We start from the raw sequence: 14,271 nt of genomic DNA, 5'->3' as shown, positions 1-14,271 counted from the left end.
CGGTCGCACCATGGATTCCGGGTTCGATGCTGCGCATCGCCCCGGAATGACGGTCCAAGATCACGCCACGTTCTGGTCGAGAATGTCCACGGCCTCGGCGAGGCTCACCGACACCAGCTGCGAGACGCCGCGCTCGGCCATGGTGACGCCGAACAGCCGGTTCATCCGCGCCATCGTGATCGGGTTGTGCGTGATGATGATGAAGCGCGTGTCGGTCGAGCCCGTCATCTCGTGGAGAAGGTTGCAGTACCGTTCGACATTGTGGTCGTCGAGCGGCGCGTCGACTTCGTCCAGCACGCAGATCGGCGACGGGTTGGTGAGGAACACCGCGAAGATCAGTGCCATCGCGGTCAGCGCCTGCTCGCCGCCCGAGAGCAACGACAGCGTCTGCGGCTTCTTGCCCGGCGGCTTGGCGATGATTTCGAGGCCAGCTTCCAAGGGGTCGTCGCTCTCGATCAGGTGCAGCGCGGCTTCGCCGCCGCCGAACAGCTCGACGAACAGGCGCTTGAAGTGGTCGTTGACGACGTCGAACGAGGTCAGGAGCCGCTCGCGGGCTTCCTTGTTGAGGCTCTGGATACCCTGGCGCAGCCGCTTGATGGCCTCGACCAGGTCGTCGCGCTCGGTGACAAGGCCGGTGTGCTGGGTCTCGACCTCGCGCAGCTCTTCCTCGGCGCGCAGATTGACGGCGCCGAGGCGCTCGCGGTCGCGGCGCATCTTCTCGAGGTCTTCCTCGATCTCGTGCAGCGGCGGCAGCTCGGCGCCGGGCTCGAGCTCGGCAAGGCCGGCGACGGCCTGCGGCTCGACCTCGAGCATGTCGCGGATCTCGCGCTCGATGTCCTCGAGCCGGCGGCGGGCGCCTTCCATGCGCTCCTCAGCGCGGGCGGTGGCCTCGCGGGCGCTGGAGAGCGCCTCGAGCGTCAGCTTGGCGACACGGTCGGTCTCGGCCATTGCGGTTTCCGCGGTGGCAAGTGCGTCGGCGGCCATGCGGCGGTCGTTCTCGGCGTATTCGATCTCGGTGATCAGCGCGCTACGCTTTTCGGCAAATACGGCCGGGGCGTTTTCGAGCTCGCTGCGCTCGATCGTGAGCTCGGCGATGCGGGCCTGGATGGTGTCGATATGGGAGGCCGCGCTCTCCTTGCGGTTCTGCCACTCGGTGCGTTCGGCGAGGATCGCCTGCACGCGGCGATCGGCGAGCTCGGCCTCACGTGCCAGCGCCTGCGCCTCGGCGCGGACCTGGGCGGCCATGCGGCGGCGGCCTTCGATGTCGCTGCGGACGGCGGCGAGCTGGGTCTCGGTGTCTTCGCTCGACGGCAGCTCGCCGATGCCGGCCTGGGCGTATTCGTAGGCGGCCTCGGCTTCGGCGCGATCGGCGGCGAGCCGGCTGTGCGCTTCCGATAGCGTTGCCTTGCGCGCGGCGTGGCGGCTGATCTCGCGCTCGGCATTGGCGTGGCGCTCGCGCGCGACGTTCAGCTCGCGCTGGGCGCCGCGCCAGGCTTCGCGGCTGGCGCCTTCGGTGCTCGCCGCCATCTGGAGCTCGGACTCGGCGTTCTCCAGCGCCTGACGCTTGATCTGCGCGTCGATGCGGGCCTGCTCCAGCTCGTTCTCGATGTCGACGAGGCGGGCACGCTCGGCCAGGCGCCGCGCGGCGCCGGTCGGGGCATGCGCCGCGGCAACAAAACCGTCCCAGCGCCAGACGTCGCCCTCGGGCGAGACCAGCCGCTGGCCGGTCTTGAGCTGCGACACCAGCTCGGCGCCGCGCTCGCGCGGGACGACACCGATCTGCGCGAGGCGACGCGCCAGCTCGGCCGGCGCCTGCACATGGTTGGAGAGCGGAACGGCGCCCTCGGGCAGCTCCGGATCGCCCTCGGTGTATCCGACATTGGTCCAGCGCATCGGCGCCGACGGATCGATCGGTGCATCGAGATCGTCGCCGAGTGCTGCGCCGATCGCCTTTTCAAAGCCCTTGTCGACGGTGATGCCGTCGATGATCGGCGGCCACAGATTCTTGGTCTCGCCGTTGACGATCTTCGAGATCGTGCGCGCCTCGGTCTCGAGCCGCTGCACGCGCTTGTCGGCCTCGACCAGTGGCGAGCGCGAGGATTCCAGCGTCTGGCGTGCCGCGACATGCGCCGCTTCGCTCGCCTGCGCCGCAGCTTCGGAGGCGGCCAGCGTCTCTTCCGCGGTCTCGACCAGCGCGGTCAGCTCGTCGAGATCGCCGAAGCCGCCGGTATCGGCGGCAAGCTTCTGCTCTTCCGCCGTGACGTTCGCAATCTCCTGATCGAGCCGGGCGAGCTTGTCGCGATGGGTGCGGACGTTGGCCTCGAGCTGGTTGCGCTTCGCCGTGAGGTCGGCGAGCGCGGTGGTGAGCTCGGCGAAGCGCTGCTCGGTCTCGGTCAGCACCGCCTCGGCCTCGGCGACGCGCTCGTCGACGCCGGAGCGCTTCTCGACGCGCGACTTGATCTCTTCCTTCAGCTCGGCATCTTCGGCGTCGAGCCGCTGCAGCGCGACGTCGGCGTCCATGGTCTGCTGCTGGGCGCGCGAAATGTCGCCCTCGAACTGGGCGAGGCGGCGCTCGAGCTCGGCGACGCGCTCCTTGGCGCGCTCTTCCTCGCGGTCGAGCTGCTCGCGGGCATTGGTCAGGCGTTGCAGGCCGGCCGCGGCGCGCGCTTCAGCATCGCGCAGCGCCGGCATCTCGGCGGCGCGGATCGCCTGGATGCGGGCGGCTTCGGCCTGGTGCTGAGTGCGCTCGGCCATCTCGCGCACGGCGAGATCGTGGGTCTGGCCGGATTCGTTGACGTCGGCATGGGCACCGACCCAGCGCAGGTGGAACAGGGTAGCTTCGGCCTTGCGGACCTTGGCCGCGACCTCGCGGTAACGCACGGCTTGGCGGGCCTGCTTCTTCAGGCCTTCCATCTGGCCGGAGAGCTGGCCGATCACGTCCTCGACGCGGGTGAGATTGGTTTCGGCCGCCTTCAGCCGCAGCTCGGCCTCGTGACGGCGGGCATGCAGGCCGGCAACGCCCGCGGCATCTTCCAGCACGCGGCGGCGCTGCTCGGGCTTGGCCTGGATGATCTCGCCGATCTTGCCCTGGTGGACGAGGGCGGGCGAGCGCGCACCGGTGGCGGCGTCCGCGAACAGGATCTGCACGTCGCGGGCGCGCACGTCGCGGCCGTTGATGCGGTAGACCGAGCCCGCCTCGCGCTCGATGCGGCGGGAGATTTCGAGAATCTGGCTGTCGTTCATCGCCGCCGGCGCGGTGCGATCGGCATTGTCGATCGTCATCGTCACTTCGGCATGGTTGCGCGCCGGACGATTGCCGGAGCCGGCGAAGATCACCGCATCCATGTCGGCCGCGCGCAAGCTCTTGTAGGAGGTCTCGCCCATCGCCCAGCGCAGCGCCTCGACGAGATTCGACTTGCCGCAACCGTTGGGGCCGACCACGCCGGTCAGGCCGGGCTCGATGACGAAGTCCGTGGGCTCAACGAAGGACTTGAAACCGTGAAGGCGCAGGCGGGTGATTTTCATAAGCACGCATCTCTGTTGGCAGGCGCGAATCCCCCTGCCGGGACAATACCATGGAAGGCAATGTCGCTGTCTGGGTGAGTCGCGCGAGGCGCCTCATGCGGCTGGACAATGGCCGCGGTGCGCCGCGAGGGCAACCGGCGAAAGCCGCTTTTCCCAAGGGATTTATGCCGGGAAAGATACGGCTTTCGAGATGCGAATCAGGATCTTGACGCGCGAATCAGCTCTTCAGCAGCGGGTTGATCTTCTTGGCGAACTCCTCGAACGAGGTGTCGCCCTTGATCTTCTCGCCGTTGATGAAGAAGGTCGGCGTCGAATCCACCTTGAGCACGTCGCTGGCATATTTCTGGTCGGCGGCAATCTTGTCGAGCAGCGCCTGGTCCTTCAGGCAGGCCTCGACCTGCTGCTGGGTGAGGCCGGCCTGCTTGCCGATCCGCGTCAGGGTCTCAGTGGTGTTCTTCATCACCCAGTCATTCTGCTGGCGGAACAGCATGTCGGTGACCGCGAAGTATTTCGGGGCATCGTCCTTGGCGATGCAGCGCGATAGCATCGAGCCGGCGGCGGCTTTGATGTCGAGCGGGAACTCGCGGAAGATGTAACGCACCTTGCCGGTGTCGATGTATTCCGTCTTGATCTTCGGGAACACCTGCTCGTTGAAGGCGGCGCAGTGCGGGCACGTCATCGAGGCGTATTCGGTGATGGTGACGGCGGCTTCCTTCGGGCCGAGCGCCATGTCGGGCAGCGACACCGGCTTGGCCACGTCGGCGGCCGACTGAGCCATCGCTTCCGTGATGAACCGCAGCGGCGAGAGCCCGGCGAACGCGGCAAGCCCGGTCAGCGACAGCATCGTGGTGAAGGCGCGGCGGGTAATGATCAAGGTCGGCTCCCGGGATTGGCAAGGTTCGCCCAAAGGACGGTCAAGGTTTCCTGCTCGGACGGCCTGTCGCTAGCTTGAAACGTCGTTTGAGGCAATGGCGGGCGCTACGGACAGGTCCAGTTTGGCCGCGGAATGAGGCTCAATTTCGCTTGATGGCGGCCCCGAGGCGCGCCAGCGCGGTCTTCAGTTCTTCATCCTCGATGTCGGTCAGGTTCTCCGCCACCTTGGCGACGGCCTTGGGGTCGGGCGGGCCGGGCCGCTTCCGGGCCTGCGGCCGCGACAGGGGCGCCTGGCGGAAGGCCAGCTTGCCGACCGCGCTCCAGCCGAAGAAGCGGTTGACCCGCTCCAGGATCACGTCGGCCGAATGCTGGATCTCCAGCGCCATCGGCCCCTCGACCCGCAGCACCAGGGTTGCCGGCTCCTGCGGCTGACCCTCGACCGGCCGTGGCCATTGCATCTTGAGCGGCTCGGCATGGGCCGCGATCTCCGGCCCCGCGATCTGCGCCCACCGCGTCACCAACTCGCGCGCCGCAAAGCCCTGCTTGGCATAGGCCTCGGCAAAGACGTCGTCGAGCAGGATCCCGAGCGGTTTGGCGCTGACGGGGCCGGGCTTGAAGATGGGGCCGGATTTGGACATGAGGCCTTATAGCACTTCGAACGCCGGGCCACAGACCCCCCGGGCCCGTCATGGCCGGGCTTGTCCCGCCTGCGCGGCCGAAGCCGCTTCGGCGAGGCGGAGGCCCGGCCATCCACGTTCTTCCTGCGAAGAAAGACGTGGATGCCCGCGACAAGCGCGGGCATGACGTGGAGAGGCCAGTGCATTGCCGCTACAGTGAGGAATGAGCCCCAGATCCGCACGCAAGCCGAAGCCGGAACCTTCTCAACCGGAGACCTCATCGCGCCCGCTCGCGCTCCTGCAATGGTACGACCGCCACCGGCGCCGACTGCCTTGGCGCGCCGCGCCGGGCGAGGCGTCCGATCCTTACCGCGTCTGGCTCTCCGAGATCATGCTCCAGCAGACCACCGTGAAGGCGGTCGGCCCCTATTTCGAAAAATTCGTCGCGCGCTGGCCTGATGTCACGGCGCTGGGGCGAGCCTCGCAGGACGACGTGCTGCGGATGTGGGCCGGGCTCGGCTATTACTCGCGCGCACGCAACCTCCATGCCTGCGCGGTTGCGGTGACGGGCGAGCATGGCGGCGTGTTTCCGGATACCGAGGAGGGGCTGCGCGCGCTGCCGGGGATCGGGCCCTACACGGCGGCGGCGATTGCGGCGATCGCGTTCGACCGCCGCACCATGCCGGTCGACGGCAATATCGAGCGCGTGGTGTCGCGGCTGTTCGCGGTCGAGGAGGAGCTGCCGCAAGCCAAGCCGCTCATCCAGCAACTGGCCGCGACGCTGCTGGCGGAGTCTCGCGCCGGCGACAGCGCGCAGGCGCTGATGGATCTCGGCGCCTCGATCTGCACGCCGAAGAAGCCGGCCTGCTCGCTGTGTCCGCTGAACGAGGACTGCACGGCACGCGCGCAGGGCACCCAGGAGACGTTCCCGCGCAAGGCACCGAAGAAGAGCGGGACGCTCAGGCGCGGCGCCGCCTTCGTGGTCACGCGCGGCGACGAGCTGCTCGTCCGCTCGAGGCCCGAAAAGGGGTTGCTCGGCGGCATGACGGAGGTGCCGTGCTCGGACTGGCTCGCCGGCCAGGACGATGCAACGGCGAAGCAGCAGGCGCCGCAGCTCAAGGGGCTGTCGCGCTGGCAGCGCAAGGTGGGCGTCGTCACCCACGTCTTCACGCATTTTCCGCTCGAGCTGGTGGTCTACACGGCCAAGGCCGAGGCCCGGGTCCGCGCGCCCGAGGGCATGCGTTGGGTACCGATCGCGACTCTGGCAGATGAGGCGCTGCCCAACGTCATGCGCAAGATCATCGCGCATGGATTGGATCTCTAGCATCCATCCTGCTGACAGCAGGCTGTCAGCAGTCTTGCGCTAACAGGGGGCAAAGGAGATCTCGCATGGTCAAGACCGCGCTCGATAACTTCCCAAGGCCCCCATGCGCCGAGCTGCTCGGCTGGCGCCTGCTCGATGCCCGTCCGGAGGAGGGCTGGATCAAGCTTGGCTTCGACGGCAAGCCGGAGTTCTGCAACCCCGCGGGCTTCATCCAGGGCGGCATGCTCTCGGCCATGCTCGACGACACCATGGGTCCGGCGGTGCTGGTGATGAGCGAGGGCCGGCTCTACACCACCACGATCAGCATGACCGTGAATTTTTTAGCACCCGCAAAGCCGGGCCCGATCACCGGCGAAGCCAACGTCACGCAGCTCGGCAAGACCATCGCTTTCGTCGAAGCCAAGCTGATGGCGGAGGACGGCACCGTGCTGGCGACGGCAAGCGCCAGCGAGCGATTGTTGGAGGCGGCGAGGGTGGTGAAGTGAGCGGGCACTGGTCTCTCGCTCCCTCGCCCCGTTCTTACGGGGAGAGGGTGGGGTGAGGGGCCTCTCTCAACACGGGAGATCCACGAGAGACCTGTACCCCCTCACCCGGATTGCATCTTCGATGCAATCCGACCTCTCCCCGCAAGCGGGGAGAGGTGAAGAGGAATGCGCCGCGCGAGTTGATTGATCAGACCCTCAAGCGCTCGCGCGGGCGTCCTTGCTCACGATCGGCGGCTTCGCATTCAGCGCCTCGACCTGGAATCCCGCAACGCGCTTGTAGTTGGCGGCGATGTCTTCCAGTTCCTGCTGCGATAGGACATCGGTGACGACCTTGTAGCCATCCGGCGCGCGCTCCTCGACCAGCTGCATCACCTGCTCGGGGCCGTTCTTGCGGTTGAGCAGGACGAGGTCGGTGGTCGCGGGCCGCCGCTCGGCTTCATAGGCGAGCAGTGCCGCCTGCGTCGGACCGTGCGCCAGGATCTCGCGGGTGATGACGCGCGCGTCGAGGATCGCCTGCGAGGCGCCGTTCGAGCCGATCGGGTACATCGGATGCGCGGCATCGCCCATCAGCGTGACGCGGCCGAAGGTCCATTGCGACACCGGATCGCGGTCGACCAGCGGATATTCGTAAGCGTGCGGGCAGTTCCTGATCAGGGCGGGCACGTCGAGCCAGTCGAACGTCCAGCTCTCGAACCAGGGCAGGAACTCCTCCAGCCGCGCGGTGCGGTTATAGTCCTCGCGACGCCACTGATAGGTCGGCGGCATGTGGCGCTCCGCGACCCAGTTGATGAGGTGGTTGCCGTTTGCATCCGGTTCTTTCGAGATCGGATAGCAGACGAATTTCAGGATCTCGTGGCCGGCCATGATCATGCTGCGGCCGGTGAGGAAGGCTTTGGCCGGCGTGACGCCGCGCCAGAGGATGCGGCCGTTCCAGATCGGCGGGCCTTCGTTCGGATAGAGCTTTTCTCGCGCGGCGGAATGGATGCCGTCGGCGGCGATCAGGATCGCGCCCTCGTAGGTGCCGGCGGCCTTGCCGATCGCCCTGTCGACGAAGTCGGCGCGCACGCCGCCCGCCGTCTCGGTCCAGCCGGTCAGATGATGGCTGGTGAGGATGTTGTCGCGGCCGAGCCGCTCGAGCGCGGTGTCGAGCAGGATCTGCTGGAGGGTGCCGCGATGGATCGAGAATTGCGGCCATTTGTAGCCGGCCTCCAGGCCGCGCGGCTCGCTCCAGATCGGCTTGCCGTGCTTGGAGAAATAGGCGAGCTCGCGCGTCCGCACGCCGCTGGCGTCCAGCTTGTCCAGCAGGCCGAGCTCGATCAGTTCGCGCACCGCATGCGGCAGCACGTTGATGCCGACCCCGAGCGGCTTCAGTTCCGCGACGCTCTCGAACACTTTCACGGGAACGCCGATCTGATGCAGGCTGAGCGCAAGCGTCAGTCCGCCGATGCCGCCACCGGCGATGAGTACCGTCATGAGAAAACCCCTCCGATGGAGGCGTCTTGGCACAGCCGGGCGGCCGTGGGCAACTGCGAACAGGCCGCCTATGGACGGCGCGGCGGAGGACCGTTAACCTCCGGTTTTCCCCATGAGGTCCGACATGCTCAAGCTCTACTACGCCACCGGCACCTGCGCGCTTGCCACCTACATCACCCTGGAAGAGGCCGGCGCCGAGTACACGGCTGAGCGGCTGAGCTTCAAGGACAACCAGCAGAACAGCCCGGACTATCTTGCCATCAACCCGAAGGGCCGGGTGCCGGCGCTGGTGACCGACCGCGGCGTCCTGACCGAGACGCCGGCGATGCTGGCCTATCTCGCGCAAACCTTCCCCAAGGCGAAGCTCGCGCCGCTCGACGATCCCTTCGACTTCGCGCAGGTGCAGTCGTTCAACTCCTATCTCTGCTCGACCGTGCACATCAACCACGCCCACAAGATGCGCGGCGCGCGCTGGGCGACGGAGGAGAACTCGTTCGCCGACATGAAGGCGATGGTGCCGAAGACCATGGGCGCCTGCTTCAAGCTGATCGAGCAGAAGATGTTTCGGGGACCCTGGGTGATGGGCGATCAGTACACGATCTGCGATCCCTATCTCTATACGCTCTCGACCTGGCTCGAAGGCGACAGCGTCGACATCAATGCGACGCCGAAGATCGCCGATCACTTCAAGCGCATGTCCGATCGCCCTGCGGTGAGCAAGGTGATGGTGGCGCAGAAGGCGTAACAACGCGACGATTCTTGTAGGGTGGGCAAAGGCGCAGAGCGCCGTGCCCACCATCTTTCCAAGATTGCAACAAAGGTGGTGGGCACGCTTCGCTTTGCCCACCCTACGAGAGCTGGCGCCTGGCTTGCTCCAGCTCCCGCCCCGTCTCCAGCATCAGCCGCCGCAGCCAGATCGAGCCGGGGTCCATCTGCGCGCGTGTCGGATGGAACATGAACTGCTCGTCGATCCCGGGATCGAACGGCGGCGTCACCGCGACGATGCCGAGCTGCTTCGACAGCGCGGCGATCAGCCGGCGCGGCACGAAGGCGACGAGATCGGTGCGCGCGGCGACGTGCAAGGCTTCGAGATAGCCCGGCACGACCAGCGAGACATGTCGCTCGACGCCTTTGCTGCGCAGCCAGGTGTCGATGAGATCCTCAGGCTGGCCGCGGATGATCACGCCGACATGGCGGGCGGCGAGGAACGCCTCGCGCCGCTTCAGCCTCGCTCCCACAGGATGGCCGCGCCGCACCGCCAGCGCGTCGCTGTCGGTGTAGAGCAACTGGCGATGAAACCCCTTGAAGGCGTTGCCGATCGAGATCACGAGATCGATGGTGCGGGCGAACTCGGCGTGGAAGATCGCAGGTCCCCGCCACGGCACCACGTCGATGCGGACGTTGGGGGCAAGGCGCGTCACTTTCGCCATCAAGGGCGGCATCAACAGCTCGACCGCGAGATCCGGCATCATCAGGCGGAACTGCCGCTCGCTGCGCGCGGCATCGAAGTCATCGGGCACGAACAGCCCGCGGACCTGGTCGAGCGCCTGCGCCAGCGGCGCACGCAGGGCCAGCGCCCGCGGCGTCAGCTCCATCCGTACGCCCGTGCGCACCAGCAGCGGGTCACCGAAGATGTCGCGCAGGCGCTGCAAGGCGTGGCTCGTGGCCGGCTGTGACAGGCCGATCCTCAGGGCCGCGCGGCTGACATTGGCTTCGCGGAGCAATGCGTCGAGCGCGGTCAACAGGTTAAGGTCGAGCGAATTCAAATTCATGGGGTGAATAGATATCATATTTCATATCGATTTGAAGAATGACGTTGGGCCGGCGATGATCTCGGCGTTGTCACCACAAGGAGATGCCGACATGAACGCGAGCGCCAACAAGAAACTGCTGCAGGATATCTTTGCTGCGGCCGCCAATCCCGATCCGGCCGCGCGCGACCGCGCCCTGTTCAGCGCAAGTCTCGCCGACGACGCCAAATGGGTCGTCACGGGGCAATATTCCTGGTCGCGCACCTTTGCCGGCAAGGAGGCGATCCTCAAAGATCTCCACGGCTATGTCCGCACGCGCCTGCGCGACCGTACGCGAACCATCGCCCATCGCTTCATCGCCGATGGCGACATCGTGGTGGTGGAAGCCAAGGGCGATAACGTCACGCCCGAGGGCGTGCGTTATGACAACGACTATTGCCTGGTCTTTCGTCTGGAGGACGGCAAGATCAAGGAGATTCGCGAGTACTGCGACTCCATGCTGACCGAGAAGGCGCTCGGCCCGTTTCCGCAAGCCCCCGCGAGGGCCGCGGGCTAACGGCTTGGACGAGGTCGTGTCCACCGGCCGCTCCTGTTCGTCACGGCCCGCGATATTTGTGCGGGCCTGTCGGACGCTGCTGGAACTCATGCAGACTCGGCGCGAGCGGTCTCGGGTCCGCTATCAGCTCGCGGCCATGACCGAACGCGAGCTTCAGGATTTCGGGGTGTCCTGGAGCGAGATCGAGCACGAGCTCAGAAAGCCGGTTCGGCAGAAATGAACGGAGCGGACCCCGATGTCTCGCCCCTCGCGGTGCCAGGCCGGCGGAACTATTGCGTGCCGCCGGCGTTCCCTCGGTTGCCGGGCGCGCCGCGCCCGCGGCAACCTGCGTTCTCGGGAATTTCATGCTGGCTGTGGCTTCGGACGTTTCAACGCAGGTAGGCCGCAGCTTCTCCGGACTCCGCGAACGACTAAGAGACGCAACGTCGGCTGCGCACCGCGACCTCGACGCGCAGCTGTCGGCATTCGATCTGACCGAGCTCTCCGGCTATCGTCGCTTTCTGCAAGCCAGTGCCGGCGCCCTGCTGCCACTCGAGACGGCACTTGTCGAGGCCGGCGTCAGCAGGGCTTTCCCGGACTGGCCGGAGCGATCGCGAAGCCCGGCAATTCTGGCTGATCTCGAGCGCCTTGGCAGCGCGGTGCCGCGGCTGGTGTCGGTGCCCCCACTAACGCGCAGCGGCGTTGTGGGCACGATGTATGTGCTCGAAGGCTCCCGTCTCGGGGCAAAATTCCTGCTGAAGATGGTCGCCGATTCCGCCGATCCGCGGACTTGCGAAGCTGTCGCCTATCTCAGTCACGGCACCGGCAGGCGGTTTTGGCAAAGTTTCCTGGCGAAACTTGCAACCGACGAGCGCTGGGACGAAGACGAGGCGATCGAGGCGGCTCGCATCACCTTCGCCGCATTCGAGCAGGCGGCGGACCGGGCATGAACCAGGCCGTCAATCTCACCAATTGCGATCGCGAGCCGATCCACATTCCCGGCAGCGTGCAGCCGTTTGGCTTCCTGCTGGCTGTGCTCTCCGATTTCACGATCTGCATGGCGTCGGACAACGTCGAGAGCTTCCTTGGAACGGATGTTGCCGACCTGCTGCAGCGGCCGCTGTCGGGCGTGATCTCCGAGGCGGCGGTCGAAACGATCCGCAGCCGGGTCGATCATCTCGGCGGTCCGGATGCGACCGAACGCCTGTTCGGCGTCGAGCTGCAGCCCGGCAAGCCACCCTTCGATCTTTCGATTCATCTCTCCGGCGTCTATCTGATCATCGAGGCGGAGCCGAGCGTCCACGAGCCGGGCGTCAATTCCGGCGAGCTCGTGCGCTTGATGCTCGAGCGGATCCGCAAGACACGCGGCATGGCCGATCTCACGCGCGAGGCGGCGCGTCAGCTCAAGGTGCTGACCGGCTTCGACCGCGTCATGGTCTATCAGTTTCACCCGGACGGGTCCGGCGAGGTGATCGCCGAGACGGCGAAGTCCGGGCTCGAATCCTTTTTCGGCCTGCGTTACCCTGCATCCGACATCCCAAGGCAGGCGCGCGCGCTCTATCAGCGCAACTGGCTGCGCATCATCGCCGACGTCGACGCGCGGCCTGCCGCGCTGATGTCCACGGCCACGCACAATGCGGGACTGCTCGACCTGTCGATGAGCGTGCTGCGCTCGGTGTCGCCGATCCACATCGAATATCTGCGCAACATGGGCGTTGCCGCCTCCATGTCGGTGTCGATCCTGCGCGACGGCAAGCTGTGGGGTCTGTTTGCCTGCCACCATTATTCGCCGCGCTACATTTCGTTCGACAAGCGCACGGCCTCCGAACTGTTCGGTCAGATGTTCTCGTGGATCGTGGAAGGCCGCGAGCGCGAGGGCGACGTCGCCTATGAGGCTCGCGCGCATCTGGTCCAGGAACGATTGATCGAGAACGCTGCCTCGCATGACCACAGCCGGCGGGCGATCGTCGATTTCCTGGGCGACTACCGCAAGATGATCGAGTGCGACGGCGTCGCAGTCTGGTCCGACAACACCATCGCGCTCGAGGGTGAGACTCCGACCGAAGATGAGGTGAAGGATCTCGTCGCCTTCATCAACCGGACTTCGCCGGGCCGGATCTTCGCCAGCGCCGAGATCGCCGAGGTCTACGCCGCCGGCCAGGCCTTCCGTGACCGTGCGGCGGGCTTTCTCGCCATCCCGATCTCGCGCATCCCGCGCGATTGCCTGATCTTCTTCCGTCGCGAGGTCACGCGCTCGGTGAAATGGGCCGCCGATCCCAACAAGGTCTACGACGAAGGTCCGCACGGGCCGCGCCTCACCCCGCGCAAGAGCTTCGAGCTATGGCAGGAAACGGTGGCGGGGCAGTCGAAGCCGTGGTCGGCGGCCGATATCCGCATCGCCGAGAGCCTGCGCGTCACGCTGCTGGAGGTGATCCTGCAACTGTCCGACCTCGCCGCGCGCGAGCGACGCGGGGCACAGGAGCGGCAGGAACTGATGATCGCCGAGCTCAATCACCGCGTCCGCAACATCCTGAGCCTCGTGCGCGCCCTGGTGGCGCAGAGCAAGGACACCGCGACCGGCATCGAGGAGTTTGCGAGCGTGCTCGGCGGCCGCATCCAGGCCCTCGCGCGCGCCCACGACCAGATCACGAACCTGAACTGGGCACCCGTCGCGCTCCGCACCCTGGTCGAGTCCGAGGCCGGCGCGTACCTCGGTGCGCGCGCAGACCGGGTGAAGATGGGCGGTCCGGACGTCGCGCTCGATCCAAAGGCGTTCGCGACGCTGGCGCTCGTCGTTCATGAGATGATGACCAATTCCGCCAAGTACGGCGCGCTTGCCGATTCCACCGGCAGTGTCGAGGTGGTCTGGCGCCTCGACCCGTCTTCCAGCCTCGTCATCGAGTGGAAGGAGAGCGGCGGGCCGCCCGTGCAGCCGCCGTCGCGGCGCGGCTTCGGCACCACCATCATCGAGCGGTCGGTGCCGTTCGATCTCAAGGGCGATGCCGAGATCCGTTTCGACCTCCTGGGCGTCCAGGCGAAGTTCGTCATTCCGCCCAACTTCGTCCAGCTCGTCCCATCCATCGCGGGAGCCGCCATGCGTATCGAGGAGCAGCAATCTGCCCGTCCACGGATTTCCGACACGGCCCTGATCGTGGAGGACAACCTGATTATCGCGATGGCCGCGGAGGTCATCCTGCTCGACCTCGGCGCCCGCCACGTCGACACCGCCGCAACCGTCGACCAGGCACTGCGCTCGATCGAGCGTTCGCGGCCGAGCTTTGCTCTGCTCGATCTCAATCTCGGCAGTGAGAGCAGCATCAAGGTGGCGCAGAAGCTGAAGGAGATCGGGGTGCCCTTCATCTTCGCGACCGGCTATGGCGAGCGCGCGCCGATCCCCGAGCAATTGGCCTCCGCGCCGGTGGTCCAGAAGCCCTACACGCTGGAAGTGGTCGAGAATGCACTCGGCAAGTTGCAACAGGCCGGCGCCCAATAGCCATCCCCTGACGAACAGTATGCATCGGCGTGCATGGCACAGCGGATTCGCATGCGGCTTTGCATAGCTGCCGCCAAAATCGGCAGATTTGGTACGGGTCGAGATCGGGCGCGCGAGGAATTTGAAGGTTCAATTAAGAAGTGTCCCCCATTGTATCGCGGTGCAGCGTAGGCCGCCGGGGCGCGGCGTGCGGCT

Annotated in this window: 12 protein-coding genes; 7 read left to right on the top strand and 5 right to left on the bottom strand. The window is 66.5% G+C overall.

The genetic code is table 11. The annotated features are described in order from the left end of the window. Positions 1–60: 60 nt before the first annotated feature. From smc to ACVWYQ_RS13970, 3 genes are all read right to left on the bottom strand, one after another. Positions 61–3,525 (bottom strand): chromosome segregation protein SMC, encoded by a 3,465-nt coding sequence (smc, locus tag ACVWYQ_RS13980; RefSeq protein ID WP_456725709.1) that lies wholly within the window; start codon positions 3,523–3,525, stop codon positions 61–63. Between the two features lie 217 nt (positions 3,526–3,742). Then, a complete protein-coding gene (locus tag ACVWYQ_RS13975; protein WP_456725708.1) occupies positions 3,743–4,399 on the bottom strand; it encodes a DsbA family protein in 657 nt (218 codons plus the stop codon). A 139-nt stretch (positions 4,400–4,538) separates the two neighbouring features. Continuing rightward, positions 4,539–5,036: a DUF721 domain-containing protein gene (locus ACVWYQ_RS13970; protein WP_128263036.1), complete on the bottom strand. Its 498-nt coding sequence runs from the start codon at positions 5,034–5,036 to the stop codon at positions 4,539–4,541. A 202-nt stretch (positions 5,037–5,238) separates the two neighbouring features. Here ACVWYQ_RS13970 and mutY point away from each other — a divergent pair, with 202 nt between their 5' ends. Then, complete coding sequence (gene mutY, locus ACVWYQ_RS13965) at positions 5,239–6,339, top strand: A/G-specific adenine glycosylase (protein WP_404543387.1); 1,101 nt, start codon at positions 5,239–5,241, stop codon at positions 6,337–6,339. Positions 6,340–6,404: 65 nt separating this feature from the next. Beyond that, on the top strand, positions 6,405–6,824 hold the full coding sequence (locus ACVWYQ_RS13960) for a PaaI family thioesterase (protein WP_404543386.1): 420 nt from the start codon (positions 6,405–6,407) through the stop codon (positions 6,822–6,824). Positions 6,825–7,019: 195 nt separating this feature from the next. On the opposite strand, the gene ACVWYQ_RS13955 is transcribed toward ACVWYQ_RS13960, so the two are convergent. After that, positions 7,020–8,297 carry a flavin-dependent oxidoreductase gene (locus tag ACVWYQ_RS13955; RefSeq protein WP_404543384.1) on the bottom strand — a complete coding sequence of 426 codons (1,278 nt, stop codon included), beginning with the start codon at positions 8,295–8,297 and terminating at the stop codon, positions 7,020–7,022. A 124-nt stretch (positions 8,298–8,421) separates the two neighbouring features. On the opposite strand from ACVWYQ_RS13955, the gene ACVWYQ_RS13950 reads away from it, so the two are divergent. Then, positions 8,422–9,042 (top strand): glutathione S-transferase family protein, encoded by a 621-nt coding sequence (locus ACVWYQ_RS13950; protein ID WP_404543383.1) that lies wholly within the window; start codon positions 8,422–8,424, stop codon positions 9,040–9,042. A gap of 103 nt (positions 9,043–9,145) precedes the next feature. Here the strand turns inward: ACVWYQ_RS13950 and ACVWYQ_RS13945 are convergent, their stop codons facing one another. Continuing rightward, positions 9,146–10,069, bottom strand: coding sequence for a LysR family transcriptional regulator (locus ACVWYQ_RS13945; RefSeq protein WP_404543381.1), 924 nt, complete (start codon positions 10,067–10,069; stop codon positions 9,146–9,148). Positions 10,070–10,160: 91 nt separating this feature from the next. On the opposite strand from ACVWYQ_RS13945, the gene ACVWYQ_RS13940 reads away from it, so the two are divergent. The 4 genes from ACVWYQ_RS13940 to ACVWYQ_RS13925 all read left to right on the top strand — a co-directional run bounded on the left by ACVWYQ_RS13940 (position 10,161) and on the right by ACVWYQ_RS13925 (position 14,076). Next, positions 10,161–10,604 carry a nuclear transport factor 2 family protein gene (locus tag ACVWYQ_RS13940; RefSeq protein WP_198400037.1) on the top strand — a complete coding sequence of 148 codons (444 nt, stop codon included), beginning with the start codon at positions 10,161–10,163 and terminating at the stop codon, positions 10,602–10,604. A 4-nt stretch (positions 10,605–10,608) separates the two neighbouring features. Further along, entirely contained in the window at positions 10,609–10,824 is a 216-nt protein-coding gene (locus tag ACVWYQ_RS13935; RefSeq protein ID WP_404543379.1) for a DUF1127 domain-containing protein, read from the top strand. 124 nt (positions 10,825–10,948) lie between these two features. Further along, positions 10,949–11,533 carry a biliverdin-producing heme oxygenase gene (locus ACVWYQ_RS13930; protein WP_404543377.1) on the top strand — a complete coding sequence of 195 codons (585 nt, stop codon included), beginning with the start codon at positions 10,949–10,951 and terminating at the stop codon, positions 11,531–11,533. Further along, positions 11,530–14,076, top strand: a complete 2,547-nt coding sequence (locus ACVWYQ_RS13925; protein ID WP_456725707.1) for an HWE histidine kinase domain-containing protein — start codon at positions 11,530–11,532, stop codon at positions 14,074–14,076. Before ACVWYQ_RS13930 ends, ACVWYQ_RS13925 begins: the two co-directional genes overlap by 4 nt. The last annotated feature ends 195 nt before the right edge of the window (positions 14,077–14,271 follow it).

The sequence above is a fragment of the Bradyrhizobium sp. USDA 3397 genome, from assembly GCF_054060965.1.
The sequence above is the reverse complement of the archived record's forward strand: the minus strand, read 5'-3'. Positions and strand labels throughout refer to the sequence as shown.

What these genes read in the sequence shown, in the direction of transcription:
- smc (WP_456725709.1), bottom strand. Translation starts at nt 3,525, where the DNA reads ATGAAAATCACCCGCCTGCGCCTTCACGGTTTCAAGTCCTTCGTTGAG.
- ACVWYQ_RS13970 (WP_128263036.1), bottom strand. Translation starts at nt 5,036, where the DNA reads ATGTCCAAATCCGGCCCCATCTTCAAGCCCGGCCCCGTCAGCGCCAAA.
- mutY (WP_404543387.1), top strand. Translation starts at nt 5,239, where the DNA reads ATGAGCCCCAGATCCGCACGCAAGCCGAAGCCGGAACCTTCTCAACCG.
- ACVWYQ_RS13960 (WP_404543386.1), top strand. Translation starts at nt 6,405, where the DNA reads ATGGTCAAGACCGCGCTCGATAACTTCCCAAGGCCCCCATGCGCCGAG.
- ACVWYQ_RS13955 (WP_404543384.1), bottom strand. Translation starts at nt 8,297, where the DNA reads ATGACGGTACTCATCGCCGGTGGCGGCATCGGCGGACTGACGCTTGCG.
- ACVWYQ_RS13950 (WP_404543383.1), top strand. Translation starts at nt 8,422, where the DNA reads ATGCTCAAGCTCTACTACGCCACCGGCACCTGCGCGCTTGCCACCTAC.
- ACVWYQ_RS13945 (WP_404543381.1), bottom strand. Translation starts at nt 10,069, where the DNA reads ATGAATTTGAATTCGCTCGACCTTAACCTGTTGACCGCGCTCGACGCA.
- ACVWYQ_RS13940 (WP_198400037.1), top strand. Translation starts at nt 10,161, where the DNA reads ATGAACGCGAGCGCCAACAAGAAACTGCTGCAGGATATCTTTGCTGCG.
- ACVWYQ_RS13930 (WP_404543377.1), top strand. Translation starts at nt 10,949, where the DNA reads ATGCTGGCTGTGGCTTCGGACGTTTCAACGCAGGTAGGCCGCAGCTTC.
- ACVWYQ_RS13925 (WP_456725707.1), top strand. Translation starts at nt 11,530, where the DNA reads ATGAACCAGGCCGTCAATCTCACCAATTGCGATCGCGAGCCGATCCAC.